General features: G+C 40.8%; 25 protein-coding genes and 1 tRNA gene. 4 read left to right on the forward strand and 22 right to left on the reverse strand.

Annotated elements, in window-relative coordinates:
* Window positions 1-17: 17 nt before the first annotated feature.
* From NSB03_RS02465 to NSB03_RS02555, 19 genes are all read right to left on the reverse strand, one after another.
* The gene (locus tag NSB03_RS02465) at window positions 18-2627 is read right to left on the reverse strand and encodes an ADP-ribosyltransferase (protein ID WP_065539757.1); all 2610 of its coding nucleotides are present in this window, start codon (window positions 2625-2627) and stop codon (window positions 18-20) included.
* Window positions 2628-2761: 134 nt separating this feature from the next.
* Window positions 2762-3091 (reverse strand): hypothetical protein, encoded by a 330-nt coding sequence (locus tag NSB03_RS02470; RefSeq protein WP_024986368.1) that lies wholly within the window; start codon window positions 3089-3091, stop codon window positions 2762-2764.
* The gene (locus tag NSB03_RS02475; RefSeq protein ID WP_005655441.1) at window positions 3091-4515 is read right to left on the reverse strand and encodes a phage portal protein; all 1425 of its coding nucleotides are present in this window, start codon (window positions 4513-4515) and stop codon (window positions 3091-3093) included. The genes NSB03_RS02470 and NSB03_RS02475 overlap by 1 nt, the downstream gene beginning before the upstream one ends.
* 15 nt (window positions 4516-4530) lie before the next feature.
* Window positions 4531-5961 carry a phage terminase large subunit gene (locus tag NSB03_RS02480; RefSeq protein WP_008642503.1) on the reverse strand — a complete coding sequence of 477 codons (1431 nt, stop codon included), beginning with the start codon at window positions 5959-5961 and terminating at the stop codon, window positions 4531-4533.
* Complete coding sequence (locus NSB03_RS02485; protein WP_008642501.1) at window positions 5948-6424, reverse strand: hypothetical protein; 477 nt, start codon at window positions 6422-6424, stop codon at window positions 5948-5950. The genes NSB03_RS02480 and NSB03_RS02485 overlap by 14 nt, the downstream gene beginning before the upstream one ends.
* 98 nt (window positions 6425-6522) lie before the next feature.
* Window positions 6523-6762: a hypothetical protein gene (locus tag NSB03_RS02490; RefSeq protein WP_005655447.1), complete on the reverse strand. Its 240-nt coding sequence runs from the start codon at window positions 6760-6762 to the stop codon at window positions 6523-6525.
* A gap of 32 nt (window positions 6763-6794) precedes the next feature.
* Window positions 6795-7400 carry a hypothetical protein gene (locus NSB03_RS02495; RefSeq protein WP_005655448.1) on the reverse strand — a complete coding sequence of 202 codons (606 nt, stop codon included), beginning with the start codon at window positions 7398-7400 and terminating at the stop codon, window positions 6795-6797.
* 6 nt (window positions 7401-7406) lie between these two features.
* Window positions 7407-8522, reverse strand: coding sequence for a DUF4417 domain-containing protein (locus NSB03_RS02500; RefSeq protein WP_148332179.1), 1116 nt, complete (start codon window positions 8520-8522; stop codon window positions 7407-7409).
* Window positions 8512-8949 (reverse strand): hypothetical protein, encoded by a 438-nt coding sequence (locus NSB03_RS02505; RefSeq protein ID WP_024986369.1) that lies wholly within the window; start codon window positions 8947-8949, stop codon window positions 8512-8514. The genes NSB03_RS02500 and NSB03_RS02505 overlap by 11 nt, the downstream gene beginning before the upstream one ends.
* Before the next feature lie 84 nt (window positions 8950-9033).
* Entirely contained in the window at window positions 9034-9474 is a 441-nt protein-coding gene (locus NSB03_RS02510) for a hypothetical protein (RefSeq protein WP_024986370.1), read from the reverse strand.
* Window positions 9474-9890, reverse strand: a complete 417-nt coding sequence (locus NSB03_RS02515; RefSeq protein ID WP_024986371.1) for a hypothetical protein — start codon at window positions 9888-9890, stop codon at window positions 9474-9476. The genes NSB03_RS02510 and NSB03_RS02515 overlap by 1 nt, the downstream gene beginning before the upstream one ends.
* Window positions 9887-10144 carry a hypothetical protein gene (locus NSB03_RS02520; protein WP_005655453.1) on the reverse strand — a complete coding sequence of 86 codons (258 nt, stop codon included), beginning with the start codon at window positions 10142-10144 and terminating at the stop codon, window positions 9887-9889. Before NSB03_RS02520 ends, NSB03_RS02515 begins: the two co-directional genes overlap by 4 nt.
* Window position 10145: 1 nt before the next feature.
* Window positions 10146-10652, reverse strand: coding sequence for an MBL fold metallo-hydrolase (locus NSB03_RS02525; protein WP_257466190.1), 507 nt, complete (start codon window positions 10650-10652; stop codon window positions 10146-10148).
* A gap of 6 nt (window positions 10653-10658) precedes the next feature.
* The gene (locus NSB03_RS02530; protein WP_024986372.1) at window positions 10659-11597 is read right to left on the reverse strand and encodes a recombinase RecT; all 939 of its coding nucleotides are present in this window, start codon (window positions 11595-11597) and stop codon (window positions 10659-10661) included.
* Between the two features lie 8 nt (window positions 11598-11605).
* The gene (locus NSB03_RS02535) at window positions 11606-13567 is read right to left on the reverse strand and encodes an AAA family ATPase (RefSeq protein ID WP_032530963.1); all 1962 of its coding nucleotides are present in this window, start codon (window positions 13565-13567) and stop codon (window positions 11606-11608) included.
* Window position 13568: 1 nt separating this feature from the next.
* Window positions 13569-13853 (reverse strand): hypothetical protein, encoded by a 285-nt coding sequence (locus tag NSB03_RS02540; protein WP_005655479.1) that lies wholly within the window; start codon window positions 13851-13853, stop codon window positions 13569-13571.
* Window positions 13854-13856: 3 nt separating this feature from the next.
* Window positions 13857-14069, reverse strand: coding sequence for a hypothetical protein (locus NSB03_RS02545; RefSeq protein ID WP_008642482.1), 213 nt, complete (start codon window positions 14067-14069; stop codon window positions 13857-13859).
* Between the two features lie 14 nt (window positions 14070-14083).
* A complete protein-coding gene (locus tag NSB03_RS02550; RefSeq protein ID WP_005655483.1) occupies window positions 14084-14635 on the reverse strand; it encodes a helix-turn-helix domain-containing protein in 552 nt (183 codons plus the stop codon).
* A complete protein-coding gene (locus NSB03_RS02555; RefSeq protein ID WP_024986373.1) occupies window positions 14632-14877 on the reverse strand; it encodes a hypothetical protein in 246 nt (81 codons plus the stop codon). The genes NSB03_RS02550 and NSB03_RS02555 overlap by 4 nt, the downstream gene beginning before the upstream one ends.
* A gap of 144 nt (window positions 14878-15021) precedes the next feature.
* On the opposite strand from NSB03_RS02555, the gene NSB03_RS02560 reads away from it, so the two are divergent.
* Genes NSB03_RS02560 through NSB03_RS02570 form a run of 3 tightly spaced genes read left to right on the forward strand, consistent with a single transcriptional unit; the run spans window position 15022 to window position 15953 of the window.
* A complete protein-coding gene (locus NSB03_RS02560; RefSeq protein WP_005655487.1) occupies window positions 15022-15465 on the forward strand; it encodes a helix-turn-helix domain-containing protein in 444 nt (147 codons plus the stop codon).
* 30 nt (window positions 15466-15495) lie between these two features.
* Window positions 15496-15696: a hypothetical protein gene (locus NSB03_RS02565; protein WP_005650570.1), complete on the forward strand. Its 201-nt coding sequence runs from the start codon at window positions 15496-15498 to the stop codon at window positions 15694-15696.
* Window positions 15693-15953 (forward strand): hypothetical protein, encoded by a 261-nt coding sequence (locus NSB03_RS02570; RefSeq protein ID WP_005655489.1) that lies wholly within the window; start codon window positions 15693-15695, stop codon window positions 15951-15953. Before NSB03_RS02565 ends, NSB03_RS02570 begins: the two co-directional genes overlap by 4 nt.
* A 164-nt stretch (window positions 15954-16117) precedes the next feature.
* Here NSB03_RS02570 and NSB03_RS02575 read toward each other — a convergent pair whose 3' ends face one another.
* Window positions 16118-16360 (reverse strand): DUF6722 family protein, encoded by a 243-nt coding sequence (locus tag NSB03_RS02575; RefSeq protein ID WP_005655492.1) that lies wholly within the window; start codon window positions 16358-16360, stop codon window positions 16118-16120.
* 362 nt (window positions 16361-16722) lie between these two features.
* On the opposite strand from NSB03_RS02575, the gene NSB03_RS02580 reads away from it, so the two are divergent.
* A complete protein-coding gene (locus NSB03_RS02580; RefSeq protein WP_005655493.1) occupies window positions 16723-17445 on the forward strand; it encodes a DUF4468 domain-containing protein in 723 nt (240 codons plus the stop codon).
* Between the two features lie 498 nt (window positions 17446-17943).
* Here NSB03_RS02580 and NSB03_RS02585 read toward each other — a convergent pair whose 3' ends face one another.
* Together NSB03_RS02585 and NSB03_RS02590 are read right to left on the reverse strand one after the other, a co-directional pair.
* A complete protein-coding gene (locus NSB03_RS02585) occupies window positions 17944-19266 on the reverse strand; it encodes a phage integrase SAM-like domain-containing protein (protein ID WP_005655495.1) in 1323 nt (440 codons plus the stop codon).
* Window positions 19267-19373: 107 nt separating this feature from the next.
* A tRNA-Arg gene (locus NSB03_RS02590) sits at window positions 19374-19445 on the reverse strand.
* Window positions 19446-19651: the final 206 nt, after the last annotated feature.

Raw genomic sequence — 19651 nt, forward strand, 5'->3', positions numbered from 1 at the left:
GCGCCTTTCTTTTGTTGTCAATACTTGCAATAGAATCCCATTGGAGTAGAAACCATTTCCTTTATCACTTTCGGGCTTTGTTCCAAAACTTCCATATCTATATACCATTTGCCATTTGTGTATTCGGCTTTAGTGATTCTGAATTTAGTGCCACGCTGTAGGATAATTTCATTTTCCCCCGTTGTTGTAGGCTTAGAAGTTCCGTTCCACTTCTTACCCGGACAATAGTCCCCATTGTCATGGCTTGAACCAAATGCAGAAAAAGGCTCTGCGTAGGTCATTTGTGTACCTTTCGGACAATAGATATTCAGACAAACGGGCTTACTTCCAAAGTTCGTATTCCGGCAATTACCACACGACATAAAGGAATCATCCGTACCAACCTTGCCAACAAGCTTAGACGGGTCAGATATATAAGCATCCAAATCAGACAGCCCAAACCGATAGTTTACAAAAGCACTGATTTCGTCACGCTTTACCCAAACATCATCTTTAAGTGTGCTTCGGGCTATATATTGGGTCATATCGGCAATATGCTTTTCAGCTTCGGACAATCTACTACCATAGTAGTGATAATATCCCTTGATAGCACGCAAAGGCTCTGTTATGTAACTACTACCAGCCGTATATTGATACATAGCCGCCTTTTCATTGGTGCTTGCAAGTTTCCACATATCCACGGCATTATCAAAGAAATAATCGTTTGCATCTGAACTATGAATAAACCATTTCGCCTCATCCTTTCTTTCCTGCGTAAAATCGGAATCCTTAAACTTAACCTCCTTTACTTTTGATTTACGCTTGGCAGCGGCTTTTTCAATGCTTTCTTTCCTTGCATTAAGTTCCGCAATGGTTTGTTGTGCCATTGCTTTATCATTGCCATTGATTGCATTTTCAAGCTGTGCAATGAGCGATTGGTAAGGCTTGGACTTGGTAGAGAACTTAGATAGGTCGGCATAGCTATCCTTAATGGCATTCCAATCTATCTTATCTTGAACAATGCCAAGCTGTTTAATATAGGCTTGTTGTGACACCTGCCACGTTGGGTACTTCTGTTGTACATTATGATAGTTACCACCTAAAAAGTCGTATACTTCAAAATTCAGTTTCTTTAATTGTTGTTCCAAAGAAAGGCTATCCCATTGTGCCAGCTTATCAGCAACCGCCTTGTTTACGGCTTTTGCATCGGCTAAAGAGAACTTTTTAGCCACCTCCATAGGGCTATCTATGTAACCCAGTGAATAAATCTCCTTACCTATGGCTTTCAGTTTATGGGCTTCCAACATGATAGCGGACAAATCAGGGTGTTTTAGAGCCTCAGCTAAAGCCGTAGTATCAACGTCTGAAATACCACCCATAACACGGAGCATATTATTACCATAGTGATAGGTCGCTTTCCTCACATTCCACCGTTGCCGGATGGCATTTGCTTCCGCTTCCGTCCGGGCTTCGTGCCGGGCTTTTGCTATCTCTTTTGCTGTCGGTGGATAGATAACCTTTTCATTGTCCCGTAGGAAGTAGGGCAAAGTCCCTTTCTCCGTTGCATCCTTGATGCGTTGCTCATTATCTTGCATCCACCCGGTAAATTGGGATGGCAGCTCTTTTACCTTTTCCTCACATTCCACCGTTGCCGGATTATCCCCGTCCAAAATCTTATCCAGCATTTCGTCCAATTCTTCTTGCTTTGCCAGTACGGGCACTTGATAGCAACGGCAATTCGGGTGCCACCCTTTCCAACGGAATGTTTTAGGGTACACACCTTTCAAATCATCGCAAATGTCAGATACGGGATGATTGTTGGATAGCTTGATTTCAATGCCTACCACAAAGTCGAGTTGCGCCCAACGCTCAAAATCGGCTGTACGATACGCAATGTTGGTTTCAGTCCGTGCAAGCCTTTGGGCGTTACGTGCGGATGAACGGTACACGCCACGCCCGGGATGAAAATGTTTCGGGTTATCATCCACCCATTTGTAGGAGTTGGCTTCTTTGTCCCAAACCCTGCGTTTCCACTTTCTACCATAGATAGGTTGCCCGTTCTCATCTTCCCCTACCTTGATACGGAAACGCCTGTAAAACTTATCGGGGTCTTGTAGATACTTCTTTATCTGAGCCGCCAAACGATTAGCCGGAACACCCTCACCAATCGCCAAATCTAAAGTATTTTCCAGCTCATCACGGAACATACCCGTATATCGCCAAACCTTTTGAGAGAGATTCAAACCACCGTCACCACTCTTACGGGCAAAGAAAGCATCCATAGCCTCTTTGTTGCGCTTGAAGAAACGTGCAAAGTGATTATCTTTTATTGATTGTTCACCGAACACACTTTTAACCAAAGCATCGTTATTCTCGTTAGATGCAAGCCATTCCTTTTCTACACCGCCCCGGATAACTTGGTAAACACGGCTGTACATATCCCTAAGAATGGGCGTAACTTCCTCACTATACCCATAGTCGGCAAAAGAGAAAGGCTTCCCATCCTCCAACTCCGTACCCTTTACCAAGTTAATTATTCGCTCAAATGCTTGTTGGTAGATGATACGGACATTGGCAGCGTAACCCTCCGTTCTATTGAAAAGCTCCGCTTGCATCTTCTTATAGTCTATGTACTTCTTCTTTGCCATGCCACTACTTTAGTTTGAAGTTGGTGCAATAGTCCTTATCTAAAAACTTGCTGTATTTATGGAAAGGGCATTTGCATAAGAACGGTTCGCCTTTCCAGTTCAATTCGTGGAAGTCGAAAGCGTGTTTGCAGTCCCTACAATGGTAGTTCTGCGTTGATGCTTGTTTTTTCTTTGCCATAGTCGCTATCATCTAAGAAACTGTATAACAAATCTTTTTTAGTATTGAAGCAATTACATTCATTATGCTTACAAATTGGGTCTTTATCACCAAAACTTCTATACTCACTTCTTTGCACCTCTACATATATAATTTTGGTATAATACTCCCCCGAAAGGGAACAAGTACCTACAGGTACATCACCTATTACCTCCACTTCAATATTGCTAATTTGGATTTTCTCCGGCTTATTATTGCGCATAATCCAAACCTTATCGCCAACATTGTATTTTGTCTTTATTTCCATTATTCAGCCCCTCCGAAAACGTCCATTTTGTTTAACTCCATTTGTTGCTCCATCCGTTCCGCTTCTTCTTGTTTTAGCCGCTCTATTTCTTGTTTCGCATCTTTTACAAGGTAGGACAATTCTACATAGGTTTCACGGCTCAATGCCCCATCATTGTATTGCTTAGATAAGTCGGCAAGCAATTCGCTCACATCTTCCCCGAAAGGCTCTTGGAACTCATGCCTTAACAGCAAGGCATCATATTCAGCCTTATGCCGATAGTCAAGCACATTACCTAAAATAGCTATCATAAGGTTAGCGTGGCGTTTCATATAATCATCGTGCTTTTCCTTGTGGCGTTCAGCCTTAATAACGGCAAGCAACATCACTTTGCGTATAGCCTTTGCCGAAAGGTTGCCTAATGATTTCATATTGTCAAAATCAATGTTGGGCGTGAAAGACTTTGAAAGAATGTGTTTATCCAATCTTTCAAACTCATTCTTTTTGCTTTCGCTCGCCTCATTCCATGTAAGGTAGCGTACATCACCGCCATTTTTGAGAATAAACAGTTTGGCTTCTTCTTCCGACTTTGGCAAGCTATTGAGGATTTCAGAAGTAGCCACCATTGCCGGGTTAGAAAAGCGGTCATTAGTATCTGCATCGGTGCTTTCCATTATTTCAGAGCGTTCAATCATGGGTTGCACCTCCTTATGTTCGGGCGTTTGCTCAAATATCAGCACGGGAATTTTCCCTATTGGATTATCCTTTATCTCAACCTCCCAACCCATTTTGCCACGTTTGGCACGATATACAGTCTCTTTAGTGTATATATCCACATGGTAAACGGTATTGTTGCCTGCCTCTGTCAGATAGTAACCCCATGCAAAAGCGGTAATCCGTTTGTATTGGTCACGAATGGTATAAATATCATCGTTGTTTTCCCGGCTCAACACATTCAGCAAAAGGGATGGTTTATTATCACTATCCCGGTACACATGGTAAAGAATGGCAGAAATGCCCTCCGCACCAGCCAAACGTTTAGCCTCTCTAACTTTGGCATTGAAATGTATTTCATTCAGCCAATCTTTGTAGTTCTGAAAAGCATAATCCGTACCCGTTGAAAGCTGTTGCCATTTTACGGGTCTGCCATAGAGAAACACCAAAGAAATTTCATTGATGAATTGAGGGTAAGGAATAGGGATTTTCCACCGTTTACTCCAACGTAGAAAGTTGCCTTTCTTATCGTAAACGGCTCTATCCTTACGCTCCATCACTTTGTGAGTGTCAATCTTATACTCACGTAAATTATTGGCGGCTTCTTCCGCATGGGCTTTCATCATGGAAAGAGCACGGGTCACATCCTTAGCCGTCAAAAGGTCGGCAAAGTTTTGTTGGTAGCCAATAGCCGCCTTTACCTCGTTAGAAATAATGTTTAATAATCCCATTTTGCTTTATTGTTTTTAAGCGGTTATACCTAATCTGCGTTCTATATCATCGGGTATATCATACTCGTTATAGTCAAACCATGCTCGCATCAGAAACATATCCCTCCAGTCCGGGGAACAACCAATATCCATCTTGATTTCTTCTTTGGGTTTCAATTTTAGTTTCCCGTCCGAATCAGCTTTCCATGTTTGCAGTTGTTCCAGTTCCCTTATGATTTCTTCCTTATCGGCAGTGCTTATCAAATCCTCATCTATCCCCACTTCCGTAGCGTTTATGTGGTCTGCCAGCTTGTAGCCGCATTGGGTCTGTAGGTTTTGGTAGTTTTCACCATTGAAAGGGGTAGAGTTGTTCACGAATCCCTGAATGTCGCAATTATCCACCACTCCACCGCCTACACCGTCCTCATCAACGATACATTTATGGTTGGGTATTCTATACTTCTTTTGCTTGTTGATTATCCACGTCTGAATGTCGGTAGTCTTAGACACGGGAAAACATTGTAGCTCTATGATATGCCAACCGTCCCAAACGGCAAGACGGGCATAGTCAGCTCCGAAGCGTGCAATATCGCCTGTAATATAGTTTGTACCTGTCTTGATTGAAATCTTATTCCCGAATATCTCACAGATTGCATCATGTGAACAAAGGGCGTTGGGGTTATCGTCATATTCCCAATTACCTTTCAAAAGACGTTCACGCTTTACTTTATCCTTTGTGGTTTTCAAGCCCTCTATATAATCGGGGTCTATGAATGGATTTTCTTGTACAAGGCAAGCAAGGTAGTACATATATTCGGGCAATTCCCCTTTCTTATCCGGCTTGTAGAATGTATCATACATCCAATTCTTTTTAGGGTTGCACGTAATGAATAACTTTCGCCTCAACCCCAGTTCATTGTTAAGGTGTCGCCCGATACGTGTTTTCAATGTATCATAAGCTCCAAAATTCACCTCGCCACCCTCTTCAATCCAGCCGCCTGTATATTCGATTGAGCCGTAACGCTCATACAGAGGGTCGCCCGGCTTATATTGCAAGTCCAGCAAGTCAATGCGTGAACCGTTGAAAAATTCGATATAATTGTATTGCCCGTTATACTTGTACAAGGTATCATCAACCCCATATTGATTGCAAACCTTGTAAAATGTGATAAGTGTAGATTGTGTGATACGCTTTAACTCGGCACGTCCGATAAACCACTTTGAACCGGGATAACAGAGGCACATAAACAGAAGCCACACCGCACCCGTCCATGATTTTGCACCCCCGGCAGCACCTCCGTACAAAAGTTCAACGTGTTCATTGTCGGTAAGTATCTTCAAAGCGTGTTCTTGCTTCTCATGCTTCAAACCATCCTTTACGGTGATGAAGTCGAAACAACCACGCTTGAAAAGCTCAATCTTCACTGCAAGTGCCATCGGCACGTCTGTAACCTTACTTCGTGCCATTGCCTGCCTTTATTTTTTCCAGCAAGGAATTGTATTGTAGCAACTCATCCGTAGTAAGAGCCGACAAATCCATGCTGTTGTTGGTTACTTGTGCGTTTACTTCGCTCTCTATCTGTTGGGTGGGTTTACCGAAAACCCTATCAAACAGACTATCTACCGTATAAGTCCTACCATAGCGAATATCTGCGTTAATGGCAGACACCACATTTAGCACCCACACGGGCGTTTTCTTGTTGGGCGTTCCGTCTTTGTTCTTAACCAACCCCTCCAAAGTTTCGGGCGTACTTTCCATCAAGAAACGGATAACCTTATAGTAGTCCTCTTTGCTCATTTCCGGAGCTACCTTTTTGCCCGTAATATCTTTGATGTATTTATACACGGACGGCTTCCTACCCGAATTTTGGGGTTGGTTATCAGATGAAAATCTATTCCCTATTTTATTTCCTTTCTCAAAAAGTGCCATCCGTTGATTTATCGTTGGTTTATGTGTTCTGCAAACACATTTATGAAGTAAAGAAAATCGGATAGCGTGATACCGTCCGATTCCCTTTACCCGGTTAATTATTCTATGATACTCTCTTGTGCCTTGTACTTATCCCAAAACCAAAGGATGGTATCACCGCCCTTTTCGTCTATCATTTCATCGTAGGCATCCAATTCCTCCAAAAGGGCGTTCGCCTTGTCAATTACCGAAGTGAGATGCTTTTGCTGATAATCATCAGCATTCCAAACCTCGATTTCACCATTTAATTGCTGCTTGATTACCTTAATCTCATCAGCGGTTAATTCTATCTTCTCCATGTTGCATTGAATTAATTTAAGCAAAAATACCTCTATAGTTTGTATTTCTTGCAGATTTCCTTTACTTTCTTGGTATATTTATCACTTTTACCATGTATCGCTTTAGTAACGGTTTCAGCCCAGAACTCCGACACATTGGTTTCCGCATACTTTCCATACCCGGATTTCTTATTGTCTTTCTTCCAAGACTTAAATAATTTATTCACTTCCTTTCCAGCCGCTTTTTGGTTTGCCCCTGTCATATTTGCATTCCATGTAGCGTGTGCCAACTCATGTGTTACGGTATGGGCTACCGCTTTGTTGGTTTTCGTACTCCACCCACTCGCATAGCCTCTCTTGTGTGAAGCTTCCACAGCTTTTTTCGTTTGCATGAAATGCTTTTTATTAAGGTAAACACCCTCCGACTTCCCATTAGCCGTAACGTGTACGCCATAAGTGCCAGCCGATAGTTCTGCCAACTTTACATTCTTTTGCCTTACACCAAGTACGGAATGATAGCGTGAAATAGCTTCTTTGGTTGCCTTATACAGAGCCGGGTCTTTCATGTTTACCAAAGGCTCAGGCTTACCAACAGAGCCTTTATATGTTGCATCACCCGGTTGCAGTCCTCCACGTGTTCCGCTTGAATTTCGTCCCATAATACTTTACTTCTTTTTTGCGTTAATAAAATCTGTGACGTACAACAGCCCATGTTTACGGCAGAACTTCTGAATTTCCGTACCCCCACCGTAAACGATAAGGTTTGGTTTTTCAAGCCCGCTTATTTCTTGGGCTACTTGCAAATCAGATTTAAGGCTTTCCATCCAACCGTCCAGCCCACGGGTAAAGAAAGCATTATATCCTTTGGGAATACCCATTTTGTTGTACTCAATAAACTTGTGAGAAACATTCAAGTCAGCATAAACCTTGATTCCGCATTCTTGGAAGTAACGGGAAAGCCAGCGTTTCTTGTAGATAAGCTGAATGCCCCACGCTACAGGTGTTTGGTCGTGGCAGCTACAATTCGGCTCTACCACTGCCTTGCATCCGCTTGTGAGCAAATTTATCGGGTCTTTGAAAAGAGCCTCAAAGCGATAATCATCCACATAGAAATGATACGTTGCCACATCTTTACGCAAACGGCTGTTAGCACCCCACGGGGACAAAGGCAATTCTACTTTCCCGGCTTGCATATCCAGTAAGAGGTTTGGAATCTCAAAGACGTTATCGCTTTCATAAAGAACGTCCTTAAACATGGAACGGTAGAAAGATTCCTTTTCGGCTTCTTCCTCGCTTTGTTCCTCATCGTCCGTTTCTTCCTCTGCGTTTTGGTCGGCTTCCGTTTCCTCTATCTCTTTAGCCGCTTTCTTCTTACCCTTTCCGGGCTTCTCATCATCGGATGGAAAATCAAGCCCAATAAAGCCGAAATCTACATCTTTCCAAAACTCATCCATTTGTAAGGCATTGCAATCCCAATCGCCATTGTTGATATTATCCCTCAGAATAATATCCTTTTCCTCATCCGGGGTCAGTTCCGAATAAAGAATAACGGGCACATCGGCAAGTTTCAGCTTTCTTGCAGCCTTCAAGCGTTGGTTTCCTGCCAATACCACCAGTTTACCGTCACGCTCCATAACCGCCAAAGGTCGGTGTTTCCAAAAGCCGTTTATCTTTATGGAATCCACCAGCCTTTCAAAGTCATTCTTCGTAATGGTACGTGGATTTTCAGGCAACAAAACCAGCTCCGAAACTTTCTTGTATGTAATCTCACTACATTTCATTCTCAACCTCCGTTTCGTCTTTGGTTTCGTCATTCTCCGAAGAATGGGAATCCGGCATTAATTGTTCCTCATCATCTTCTACACAGAAGCCCTTTCTAAAAAGTTCACAGAGCTTCACAAAGCGGTAACGCCTGCGGTACTTCACATATACCAGCTTTGCACCTACGGAATCTTTGCCAATGGCATAGAAAGAACCCCGGTAATCAACGGGCAATGACACCGCACCATAGATACTAACCGAATCATCGGACACGCTCGTAATGGTTGCGTGCCTATCGTATTTGCCATTGATATAAACGTGTATCTTTTCCCCTTGCTTCAAATGCTCTTTTGGGGCAAACCTCCAAAAGTTCCTACCTATATACTCGGTCATGAGCAACAAGGCTAAAAAAAACAGCGTTAATCCGATAAGAATATACATACCCATAGCTTATTTGTTTACTTGGTGAATCATATTGCAAATATACTAAATATGCGTTTACCAAACACATATTTGACCGTAAAAAGAATACTAAAAGCCATAAACCAACATTGCACCATCACGTCCATGCTCATTTGTCTGTTTTTGCCATCCAGTCAAAGCCTTAAACCGTTCTTGTGTCAGCTTGGTTACATTGCGTTTCGGGGCAACCATTTCATATTCCACGCCCAACTCTTTTAGATAATCCTCCCATATAGAGGCATCCCGTTTCACAGAGCCTACGCCTTGCAACTTCTTACGTTCCATTTCACGGCTCATACGCTCCGTTCCGAACCACGTTCTTTGCCGGGGGTCTTCCACCCTTACAATCACTTTGTCACCTATACCAGCCTTATACTCATCATACAAGGAACGTACACGCTCCATCGCTTTATGTATAGGCAAAGAGCATACTTGAAGTAGGGAACGCTGCTTGCTATCCCAAACAGCGAACCCGGTATTTACACCCGTATCAATCCCCACATAAATCATTATTCAGCCTCCATTTCTCCATTGGGAATCTGATACAGAATAACGCCCTTAATCTCGTTTGCTTCGGCTCTATCTCCGAAAATCTGAGCCATCATAAGGTTATTAGGCAGATACTTGTACCTCACCTCTTTAATGAGCGGCAAACCTATCGGGGCTTCACTTATCACGTGCAACGTCCATAGCCCATCCTCTTTAGATATGGTTACAAAGGCATTCTTATAGAGGAAAGAACCAACTTTATACACTCCGTAATCATCCACATCGGTAAAATCCGCTTTTGCAGTTTCTTCCAGCTTCTTTATGAAGTCGGGGCGCATACGCTTCTTTTTCTTCTTGAAGTATTCAGGGTAAACCACCATACCTTTGTTCTCTGCGTTGGCTTTCGCCAATTTTGCTTGCAATTCTTCTTTGCTCATAGGTCAAATAAATTTTTATAAAACTCAAAATTTTTGTTTTCTATCTTTATATCTTCCGGGTAATGAGTGGCGCATCCGTACCATTCATTGTAGCATTTAGGACAAAACCAGCAATTTAGCACGGCTACATAATAGCCAGTATTAGAAGTACCGTTACATCTATCGCAAATACCAATACCGCCAATTTTAGCCAACTCGTTTCGGCTCAACTCAATCACCTTAAACCTTTTGGGGTTATCTACTATTTTAGCCATATCAGTATATTGTTTCTTGGTAACTTGAAGTAGGAACTTTCCCGGATAGGATAGCGTTTCCACACGTGATAAGCCCGTTATCTTCATCATAAGAGGGGACAAACACAATAACATCGAATCCGTTGCCTTTCAAATCTTCCTCCACTATCAGATAGCCGACACATGGCACATCATGGCAAGCAGGAAAAGGAAGTATCTTAAAATTACCCATCTTATAGCCTTTGCCCTCTTTAACCACCAAAGAACGGGAATCCCAAACGCCCTTTGCAGTCCATACCTCCCGTAATGCCAACGTGTGAAATCCACTATCCACCATTGCCTTAATATATTTGGCGTGGTCGTTGTGGGCGTGTGTTACCACACACCCTACAACTTTTCTCAGATTGAAATCCAACGCTTTCTTGACTTCTTGGAAACGGATGCCTGCCTCTATAATCAAAGCCTCCTTACCGTTATCCAAAATGTAACAGTTTCCGCTACTACTTGAACCAAGAACAATCAGCTTCATACGCTATCAATATCCGGGGTCAATAGTTTCCATTTGTTGCTCGCTTGACACGCTTTCAAAGCTCACATCTTCCGCATCAATCAACTGTTTGTTTGCGTAATTGTCGGTCAATATTTCACGCTGTGAAGTTTCGTCACCCTCGTAGTCATTGGTGATGGCATTTTGCATTTCTACGGACAAATAGCCATATTTACTCAGTAAATTACGGATAACGGTTTTTTGTGCCATTCCGTGAAAGTTACCCATCCAACCAACCTTGTTGCTATCGAGAGAAACGGGCAAATTAGCCAAATTCAGCAACTTTTCAACCGTTACATCCTTATCGCTTGTGATGGCTTTACTGTATCGCTTTGCATGGTTTGCCATTTGCTCCACTGTCATGTACAAAGTCTTGCTAAAGCCGTTCATAAGTTCAAAGTAACAGAAATAGCCTATCACCTTATCGCTTTTCCTTTCACCGTCAAAGGCTATTTCCCCGGTCAGTTTGTTTACCTTGCGCAACTCACCATCATACACCACATCCGCATTGATGGTACGGTATTGTCCCGTGCGCATGGCAAGCTGAATATAACCCTTATAGCCCATTTGAAAAGTCGGCTCATACACTTTAATCCAGTTGCCCTTTTCATCCTTTTTGGAGTTTTTGAACGGGATAATGAAAGCATAGCCCAAAGCCTTGTTTATTGGCAAATGTAACGTGGCAGCTTTGAATGCTTCCATTACCACCTGTTTAGGATTACATAGTTGCAGATTGCTATCTCCGTTGTATAGGTCAATTACAGAGGCTACGAATGTTTCCGAATTTTTACCAAGCGCATTTTTGAATTGTTCTTGTACGCTTTCGGCATTCATTATGCTTTTAAGAATATCTACAGGCTTTCTTTGAGTAGCTACCTGCCCACCATTTGCAGCCTGTTGTATGGCTGTAGTCGCTTGCTGTGTCATAATCGCATTTATTTAATGGTTAGTTCTTTGTCCGTAGTTACCACCAGCCGGATAATCTGACTGAGTGATGGGATTATTTGATTCACGCTTTCCGCATTATCAACGAAAATCGGTGCAGATACCCCCTTTGCCGTGCAAATGGCATTGATTATATCTATTCCGGCATTGATTTGTCCGGCATTGTTCACGTCAAGGAAAGGTGTACCGTTCACGGTGCATACACACGTAAGTTTTTCGCCTCCGTTCAGTTGTTCGTTCACAAAGGAGAATGATACATATCTGAACATTCCGTTAATGCGTTTCAACAGCTCCGCATCCTTATCCTTTTGGAATTGGAGTGCCGTAAACTCCCATTTTTCAAGGTCTGCCAACTTTTGATTGTTGGCAATGCGCTTTTCTTCCAAAGAAGCGATTTCCTTTTCAGCCCTGCCGATTTGTTCACGGTTTGCCAAACGCTTGTATAAACCTTGCACGGCTTCATTCAAAGTTCTTTTCTCCGATTGCAGTTCCGACACGTCCACAATCTTTGCATCCACTTTGAGCTGATTTTCAAGTTCTACAATCTCGTTCTTGATGTCAATGTAAATTTGGTCGGATGCTATCATTGCTTCCACGTTTTGCGCCTCGGGGATAGAAGCCTTTGCTTGTTGAATATCGGCATTGATACGCTCTATCTTTTGTTCCAGCTCCTCGATTTCGGCATTGGTACGGTCTTTAAGCCCTTGCATTTCTTCAAGCCGTTGCTTTTTAGCCATGCCAGCCTCTTTATTCGCTTTCAGACGTGCCGCCTTATTAGCGTTGAAATTGGCTTGCATTTCACGCTGCTTGGCTTCTATATCCTCAATTTCCAAAGGACGTTTGCAAGTGGGGCAAATAAATTCACCCTCATTATAGGTAAGTTCCTCCTTGCTGATAAATGAAAATTCACCACGCAATGCGGACAATTTGGTATTAAGCTTTTCTATCTCAATATCCATATCCGCAACCGATTGCCTTTTTCTGTCTAAAGAGGCTTTTTCAGTACGCAACGAATATTCCAATTCGTTCAGCTTCAAAGATGCCTCATTGCGACCTTTGTTAGCTTCTGTAGCGATTTCATTCATTCTACTATTGAGTTGTAGGCGTTTTTCACCTATTTGCTTTTGGATAAAAGCCTTACGTTGATATTCCTGCTCATTCAGCTTTGATTTGTCGGCAATTTGTTCCTCTATCTGCTGAATACGGGCATTTTTATCCTCAATCTCACTATCAATGGCTACCCAATCCTCTTCCTCCGGCATAAGTTTACGAGCCGTTTCTATCTGAGAGGGAATAACTGACAATTCATCTTTGCAAGCCTTTTTCTTGGCGGCTACCTCTTTGGCGTATTGGGCGATGCTCCTGCCGGACAACTGAGCCAGCAACTCCAAATATTCGGGCTTGGTCTGCGCTACGTCTTGGTCGGTAAGCGTTCCTACCATATCCAAAAGGATTTCTTTTTGCGCTTCCGGCTTCATTGATGTAAAGTAGAAAGGGTTGGTTATCATTCGGAAAACATCTTCCGGGATGATGGCAGCTACTTCACTATCATACTCCTTTTTGGTAGCCAACTTAACACCGTTCAAATAGAACTCTGTTGCATGATTCTTTAGGCTTTCTTCCGTAGTTCCACGTGGCTTGACCCAGTTTTCCACATAGCAGCGTTGCAGTGTTACCGTCTTGCCATCCACTGATAGTACACCAGTAACGGAGTGTTCAAGGTGCAAAATAGGCTTGCCGTCCGAATCCAACGTTTTAATGTTGAAATTACTATCCGACCGTCCCGTACTGTCTTTTCCAAAAAGAAGCCAAAGGAATGAATCGAACACAGTTGTTTTGCCCGTACCATTTTCTCCAGCAACCAGCGTTTCCGCATCGGAGAAACCGATATTTAGGCTTCTGATTCCCTTAAAATTCACAAGGGATAATGATTTTAATTTGATTGTTCGCATATCACTTATTAATTATAGAGTTGATTTTCTCTGATTTATCTACTGCCATAAGTTCGGCACGTGAATACAATACTTTGGAATGTATAGAGCTACCGCCACGGATAGTAGAAACTCTGCCGTCTTTTTGCCAGCGTTTCACCCGGCACTCTTGAAACAATCTGTATGCTTCACGTTGTGAAATGAGGTCTTTTGCCGGGATAGTCTGTTTTACATAGTTGGCAGCACCCAAAGAAGCCATTTCCATACAGAGATTCTTTAACTCGTATAGTTCCATCTGAATTGCCATAAGTCAGTCCTTTTTGTAGCGGTTCTTAAAATATTCTCTAACACTTACTATCCCATACTCATTGTCGGTATAGAAAACCCATGCCAGCCAAAAACAAGCCATAGCGGTAAAGAAGTGAAATGAGGCATTACAGAACAATGCCCCAGCAAGGGCAATAATGCCAAGAAGTAGCGTAACGCCACATTGGATAAGGTTTGCTAAAGTTTCTCCTTTCATCGGTGTTGCATTTGTTATTTGAAAAGATTGTTAGTCATAGCATACCGCATAAATTCAGCCATTGAATGTACTCCAACCTTTCGGAAACTGTTTTTTCTATGGTTGTTCACGGTATTTAAAGAGATAAACAGCTTTTCGGCTATTTCTGAATCGTTTTTCCCATCATAGAGCATTCGCATAACTTCTATTTGCCTATCGGACAACTTAGAGTTGAATTTAGGAGCGCAAATAACTTTATCATGTTTGCATTCTCCACGTAATGGACAACCTACAAACTCAAAATTAAAGTTCCAATTCTCATCTACATCAATCATGTTGTCATACAGACCGAAGTTGCATTTAATGAATCTACGCACCGCTATGAAATCCCGATACCTCTTGTTGTTTGAATTTTTAGAGTATATATCCATAAGCGCATCGTATGCTTCGGGATAAAACTCCCTCAGTATAGCCAAGAAAGCTTGGATAAAGTCGGTATCAGTTTCTTTCAACTGCCTTTCGGCTTCTCCGATAGGGCGCATAGTAACTTCACCCTCCGGGGTTGTGTAGAACTCTATAGCTTTCATTCTGTAACAGGAAATAAAATATCGGCTGGAACGCCCAGTTTATCACTAATCATCTTTTGTTTGAGGGCATCCGGCTTTTGTACGCCATGAATCCACATTCGTACCGTCTTGGTACTACACATACACAGAGCCGCTATTTCCTCCACAAACTCAGTTTTTGGAGCTTTTACAGCACTCCTTTCAGGCAATCCTTTGTAAATCTGAATAAAAGACTGATAGTCTTTTGGGGTTACTTTTTTCATTTTCTCTAATTTATATGTTCTACAAACACGCTTTTTGGCTATATTTGTAATGTCATTTATTTAATTACGCAACAAATATAGGCTATATATCCGAATATAACAAAACTTTTTGGATATATTTTCTATTAAAAATATTCCATTTATATGCAACGATTTGATTTAAAGAGTTTTAGAATTGATAGAAAACTTACTCAAAAGGAGTTAGCAGAGCTATTAATGTGCAAACAGAACTATATTTCAAATATAGAAAACGGAATTAAACCAATCTCAAAAGAGAAATTGGATATATTGCAGTCTAAATTCGGTGATATTTCAAAGTATTATTCGGATATATCACCAAAGCAAAATACGATATTAAAAGAAGTCACTCCCGAAGATTTCATGTTTGCTGGTGCTGACGCTTTTTCAAGACAAGTCGTAAAGATGATGAATGACAAGCTAATTGCACCTTATGGAATGTTAGTAGAAAAAGATAAGGAAATAGAACGGTTGAATAGATTGATAGGCAGATTGCAAAACGAAATAGAGGAACTTAAAAAGGGAAGTGCCCAAATGGAGAATCCTGCCGGATGTGCCAATGCCGTATAGTGTTTGGTTTAAAGCAAAGAAAGTATTGATATGGAAAAGTATTACAGAATGGTTATAAACCTCTACAAAGAAGTTCTTTTAATTAACCGGGTAAACCCCGATAGGGTATTAGATGCGCAAAGGGAAATATCCAACGCTATTACTACGGCTATAATAACCAATGAGCCTACAGGTGAATTGGAGTTGCTAAAATCCGATATAGAGAACTTGAAGAGCCATATATCGCAATGAATACCGTTATAAGCAAGCAAATAATGGAAAGGTTCTATAGTGCGCTGGATGCCATTATAGCCATGAAGAAAATAAGAGGAGTAAATACATACTGTAGGCTCAACAACATAGATAGAAGAAATTTTATTGCGCAAAGAAAAGACTTGGAGCGTGGATGGTTTCAATTATCTTGGTTGTATCCTATGGTTAAGGAGTATGGAGTAAGTGCCAAATGGCTGCTTACTGGATTTGGAAGAATGTTTGAAGAACAAAAATAGCCCCATGCAAACATTATTAGTCTGCATGGGGCTATTTCTTACAAATATTCCATATCACAAATTAGCAAGCCATTTCTTGCCAGATTTTGTTCTTAGCCAAATCATAAATGCACCCGTCACAACTATTCCAACGGTAAAGATAGCTCCTAACATTTCCATATCTATTATTTTAAAATTGTATTTCCTACTTTAGCAAGCATTATAGTCCAAACACTCCCTGCTGTCAAAACATACCAGTTTATACCAGCTTCCACATTGGCATATATCGGAGTTATTCCACCAAGAACCAAACCCGCAAATGTGAGTTGCGCCAAGTTAAAAAAGAATCCAGCAAGTTTTTCACGCCTCACTTTATCTTTCTCCTTGACTTCTTTCTTAGCTTCTTGTTGTACGCTCCAATTACCCATATAAACTACTATTTTCTACAAAGGTACAAAATCCCCGCTTATTTGGAAACAAAAACCTATATATTTTTGATACGTCATTATAAATATAACACTGCAAGACTATTTTTATAACAAATAATACACTATATTTGCTGCTGAATTAAAATATCACTAAATAGCATTGGCTATTGTTGTAGGGATTAAGAAAACGACCAAATTTCAGAAACAGCCCTCAGACAATTTGCTAATGCCTGCGCTTTGCGTGGGCATTACTCTTGTATGGGCTGTTAGGTGCTTGGTCGTACCTCTTAATCCTCGGAGTAATCCCACGCTTTCGTGTGTATTACAGTAGCTTGCTAAGTACAACCGTTAAATACACACTTATGAAAACTTTGCTAATGCTTTGCCTGATAGCTTTGATAACAGGAAATTCCTTTGCTCAAAACACGTATAGTGAAATTGGGGCTAAAACTGAATACATAACAGAGGTTAAGGGTTCAAAAGATTATTTGTTTTTAAATGCCCAACAGTGGGCGAGTACTAACACCACAGAGTGGGATTCGTCTATTGACACAAGCGATAAAGAAAGCGGGACAACCATTCTAAAAGTATCTTCATACCTATCTAAAAAAAATGGAGTAAACAGCTACTCTAAAATCAGAGTTAACATGAATGTGAAAATTGATTGTCGGGAAAACAAATACCGCATTATATTCTCAAACTTCACATCAAGTGTACAGCCTGATAGAAATGTCGAAACTGAATATCTTCCCACAAGTTCTTTAGAAAGTATGATTGAAGAGTTAGAGATGATTACCAAATTATCTGAATATGATTTTAAAAAAGAAACTTCATGGGGTTATGATAACATCATAAGCGTACGAGAAAAATACATTAGCCAAAATAAAGAGTACAAAGAAAAGATACTGACATTTGACAGTAATTCAAAAAAGGGGAAAAAAGAAATTAAATACCGGGAGAAGTGGATAAAAGAAAATGAGATTATTATTTCTTATTTAGATTACATCCTAAAAGGATTTGGTGATAAAGTCACTGAAATAAATAGTTCCATCAACAAGGTAATGAATGTAAGTGATGATTTTTGATACATAGAGGCGGTGCAATCAGCATCGCCTTTTTTTGTTCTTCCCCCACACCCCTATTTCATATATTTACTCTTAATTAACTATATAATATTATATATTAGTATATATTATCCCTTATAACTTGCATAAAATTTTGCCTAAGCAAAAATAGGCTTGTAAATCACTGAACTATAACAGCTTACAAATTTTGCTTAGGCAAACGCAAAAAGGCTATATTTTTGCTTAGGCAAAATAACGCTTATAACACACTGTATTTCAATCATTTGCAAATTTTGCTTAGGCAAAACACTATTTTTAGGCTTAAAAACAACTATTTATTTGATTATCAGAATATTATAATTTTTGCTTAGGCAAAATCATTTTGCTTAGGCAATTTGCTTAGGCAAAATTTGCAACTATCTGATTATCAGAGATAATACAGATTTAGAGGATAGATAAACACCTATTAAAATTTTGCCTAAGCAAAAATAGGCTTGTAAATCACTGAACTATAACAGCTTACAAATTTTGCTTAGGCAAAACACGCTTATTTTTGGGTATATACTTCTTTTCTGTTACATCATCCAAAGATAGCTTGACATAATCCAATACCTTACGGTTGGCAGCATCTATGCTGTCCCACGATTTCGCAATATAAATATCCGTCACTCTCATATTTTCGTCCACGTGGTTAAGAGCTGTGTGAACGGTGTATTTATCTACTCCGGCTTCATTGCTTGCAATGGTTGCCCATGTATGGCGGGCTGCGTAAAACTCCAAATCATCTATTCCCAAATCATCACCAATCTTTTTCAAACCCTTGTTAATTGCAGCCGTAAAGCTATCCACGCTTGAATACAGCTTGTAGAAATTAAAGACCCTTTGCCCGGTATGGTCTTTATATTTTTTCATAAGGGCTTTTAGTTCCGGCTCTATCCTCACAGATATTTCCGCTTTGTCGGCTCTCCGATTCTTTGTTTTTGTCCGTTGGTATGTAATTCGTCCTTTCTTCAAATCCGTACAAGTGTACAAATCTACCGCATTCATTCCGATTAGGCAGAAACTCAAAAGAAAGACATCCTTTGCGAGATTGTACCTGTTTGTCCCCGGTTGCATAATCAAAGAATAAGGCAGCTCCGAAAATTTACGAAGTAAATCCGTAGAAATAGCCCTTTTTCTTGTAACTGGAACTTTTGGAATTTCCACCCTCTTAAAAGGAGAATAGGGAATGCGTATCAGCCCGGCATCCTCATCGTTAAACTCTTTCTTTGCTCGGTTGTGTATGGCTCTTAGCTGGGATATATATAGGCTCTGTGCCCTTTCTCCGTGATTGGCTTCGGGTTTGGAACGTGCCGGATTCTCTTTTATCCACTTTATCCAATCATTGATAAACTTAACCGTGATTTCTTTTATGCTCACGCTATCCCTGCCAACAAAGCGTACAAGGTTGTTAATAGCTACTTGGTAAGAAAGCGCATTGCCTGTATGCCCGGTTTCCTTTAAGTGCAATATGTATTGACGGGCATAAGCCACTATATCCAAATCGAAGTGTTCCCCATTGTCGTTAGTGATTGCATCTACCACCTGCTCAACGGTCATGGATTTAAGCCGTTCCCCCATGCGGTCACAAATGGAACGGTATTTCTTTATCATATCATCGGTGGCATCTATGTACTTTTGGTTTTTCAATTTGAAAGTCGTGCGTGTCAAATCATCCTTTGTCACGTAATAAGTGGTCGGGATGTACTTTTTCCTCTTTTGGTGTATAACCCTTATCTTTATATTATATGTGCCGTCAGCCCTTTTTTGGTGAGCGTACACCTCTGCTTTGAATGTAGCCATAATCTTTGTAGAACTATAGTAGAACTTTTATCCGCAAATATACCTATTTTTTGCTGTAAATGCTGTAAAAAAAGAAGTCCACCCCGTAATGGAATGGACTTGAAAAGTAGCTCCGAGGGGAATCGAACCCCTATCTAAAATTTAGGAAATTCTTGTTCTATCCGTTGAACTACAGAGCCTTATGTAATAATTATCGTTATAACTTCCTTTTCTTATTTACTATAAATCTAAATTTTACTACCTTTGCCATTGTTTGGAAGAACATACGTTTAGGAAACTTCTATTCTATCCGTTGAACTACAAGGCCGTTTCAAATTTGTTTGCAAAGATAACGGTTTCTGTCGATTTAACAAGAATAAAAATGCAGGTTCCTTTCGGATATTTC

It is taken from the genome of Bacteroides acidifaciens (assembly GCF_024623065.1).
Lineage (GTDB): Bacteria > Bacteroidota > Bacteroidia > Bacteroidales > Bacteroidaceae > Bacteroides > Bacteroides acidifaciens.

Bases quoted from the DNA above. Each gene is read 5' to 3' on its own strand.
- NSB03_RS02585 (WP_005655495.1), bottom strand. From the start codon at position 19,266: ATGGCTACATTCAAAGCAGAGGTGTACGCTCACCAAAAAAGGGCTGAC.
- NSB03_RS02490 (WP_005655447.1), bottom strand. From the start codon at position 6,762: ATGGAGAAGATAGAATTAACCGCTGATGAGATTAAGGTAATCAAGCAG.
- NSB03_RS02465 (WP_065539757.1), bottom strand. From the start codon at position 2,627: ATGGCAAAGAAGAAGTACATAGACTATAAGAAGATGCAAGCGGAGCTT.
- NSB03_RS02475 (WP_005655441.1), bottom strand. From the start codon at position 4,515: ATGGGATTATTAAACATTATTTCTAACGAGGTAAAGGCGGCTATTGGC.
- NSB03_RS02525 (WP_257466190.1), bottom strand. From the start codon at position 10,652: ATGAAGCTGATTGTTCTTGGTTCAAGTAGTAGCGGAAACTGTTACATT.
- NSB03_RS02540 (WP_005655479.1), bottom strand. From the start codon at position 13,853: ATGGCAATTCAGATGGAACTATACGAGTTAAAGAATCTCTGTATGGAA.
- NSB03_RS02520 (WP_005655453.1), bottom strand. From the start codon at position 10,144: ATGGCTAAAATAGTAGATAACCCCAAAAGGTTTAAGGTGATTGAGTTG.
- NSB03_RS02510 (WP_024986370.1), bottom strand. From the start codon at position 9,474: ATGATTTATGTGGGGATTGATACGGGTGTAAATACCGGGTTCGCTGTT.
- NSB03_RS02535 (WP_032530963.1), bottom strand. From the start codon at position 13,567: ATGCGAACAATCAAATTAAAATCATTATCCCTTGTGAATTTTAAGGGA.
- NSB03_RS02550 (WP_005655483.1), bottom strand. From the start codon at position 14,635: ATGAAAGCTATAGAGTTCTACACAACCCCGGAGGGTGAAGTTACTATG.
- NSB03_RS02580 (WP_005655493.1), top strand. From the start codon at position 16,723: ATGAAAACTTTGCTAATGCTTTGCCTGATAGCTTTGATAACAGGAAAT.
- NSB03_RS02555 (WP_024986373.1), bottom strand. From the start codon at position 14,877: ATGAAAAAAGTAACCCCAAAAGACTATCAGTCTTTTATTCAGATTTAC.
- NSB03_RS02565 (WP_005650570.1), top strand. From the start codon at position 15,496: ATGGAAAAGTATTACAGAATGGTTATAAACCTCTACAAAGAAGTTCTT.
- NSB03_RS02480 (WP_008642503.1), bottom strand. From the start codon at position 5,961: ATGGCACGAAGTAAGGTTACAGACGTGCCGATGGCACTTGCAGTGAAG.
- NSB03_RS02570 (WP_005655489.1), top strand. From the start codon at position 15,693: ATGAATACCGTTATAAGCAAGCAAATAATGGAAAGGTTCTATAGTGCG.
- NSB03_RS02560 (WP_005655487.1), top strand. From the start codon at position 15,022: ATGCAACGATTTGATTTAAAGAGTTTTAGAATTGATAGAAAACTTACT.
- NSB03_RS02500 (WP_148332179.1), bottom strand. From the start codon at position 8,522: ATGAAATGTAGTGAGATTACATACAAGAAAGTTTCGGAGCTGGTTTTG.
- NSB03_RS02545 (WP_008642482.1), bottom strand. From the start codon at position 14,069: ATGAAAGGAGAAACTTTAGCAAACCTTATCCAATGTGGCGTTACGCTA.
- NSB03_RS02485 (WP_008642501.1), bottom strand. From the start codon at position 6,424: ATGGCACTTTTTGAGAAAGGAAATAAAATAGGGAATAGATTTTCATCT.
- NSB03_RS02530 (WP_024986372.1), bottom strand. From the start codon at position 11,597: ATGACACAGCAAGCGACTACAGCCATACAACAGGCTGCAAATGGTGGG.
- NSB03_RS02495 (WP_005655448.1), bottom strand. From the start codon at position 7,400: ATGGGACGAAATTCAAGCGGAACACGTGGAGGACTGCAACCGGGTGAT.
- NSB03_RS02575 (WP_005655492.1), bottom strand. From the start codon at position 16,360: ATGGGTAATTGGAGCGTACAACAAGAAGCTAAGAAAGAAGTCAAGGAG.
- NSB03_RS02515 (WP_024986371.1), bottom strand. From the start codon at position 9,890: ATGAGCAAAGAAGAATTGCAAGCAAAATTGGCGAAAGCCAACGCAGAG.
- NSB03_RS02505 (WP_024986369.1), bottom strand. From the start codon at position 8,949: ATGGGTATGTATATTCTTATCGGATTAACGCTGTTTTTTTTAGCCTTG.
- NSB03_RS02470 (WP_024986368.1), bottom strand. From the start codon at position 3,091: ATGGAAATAAAGACAAAATACAATGTTGGCGATAAGGTTTGGATTATG.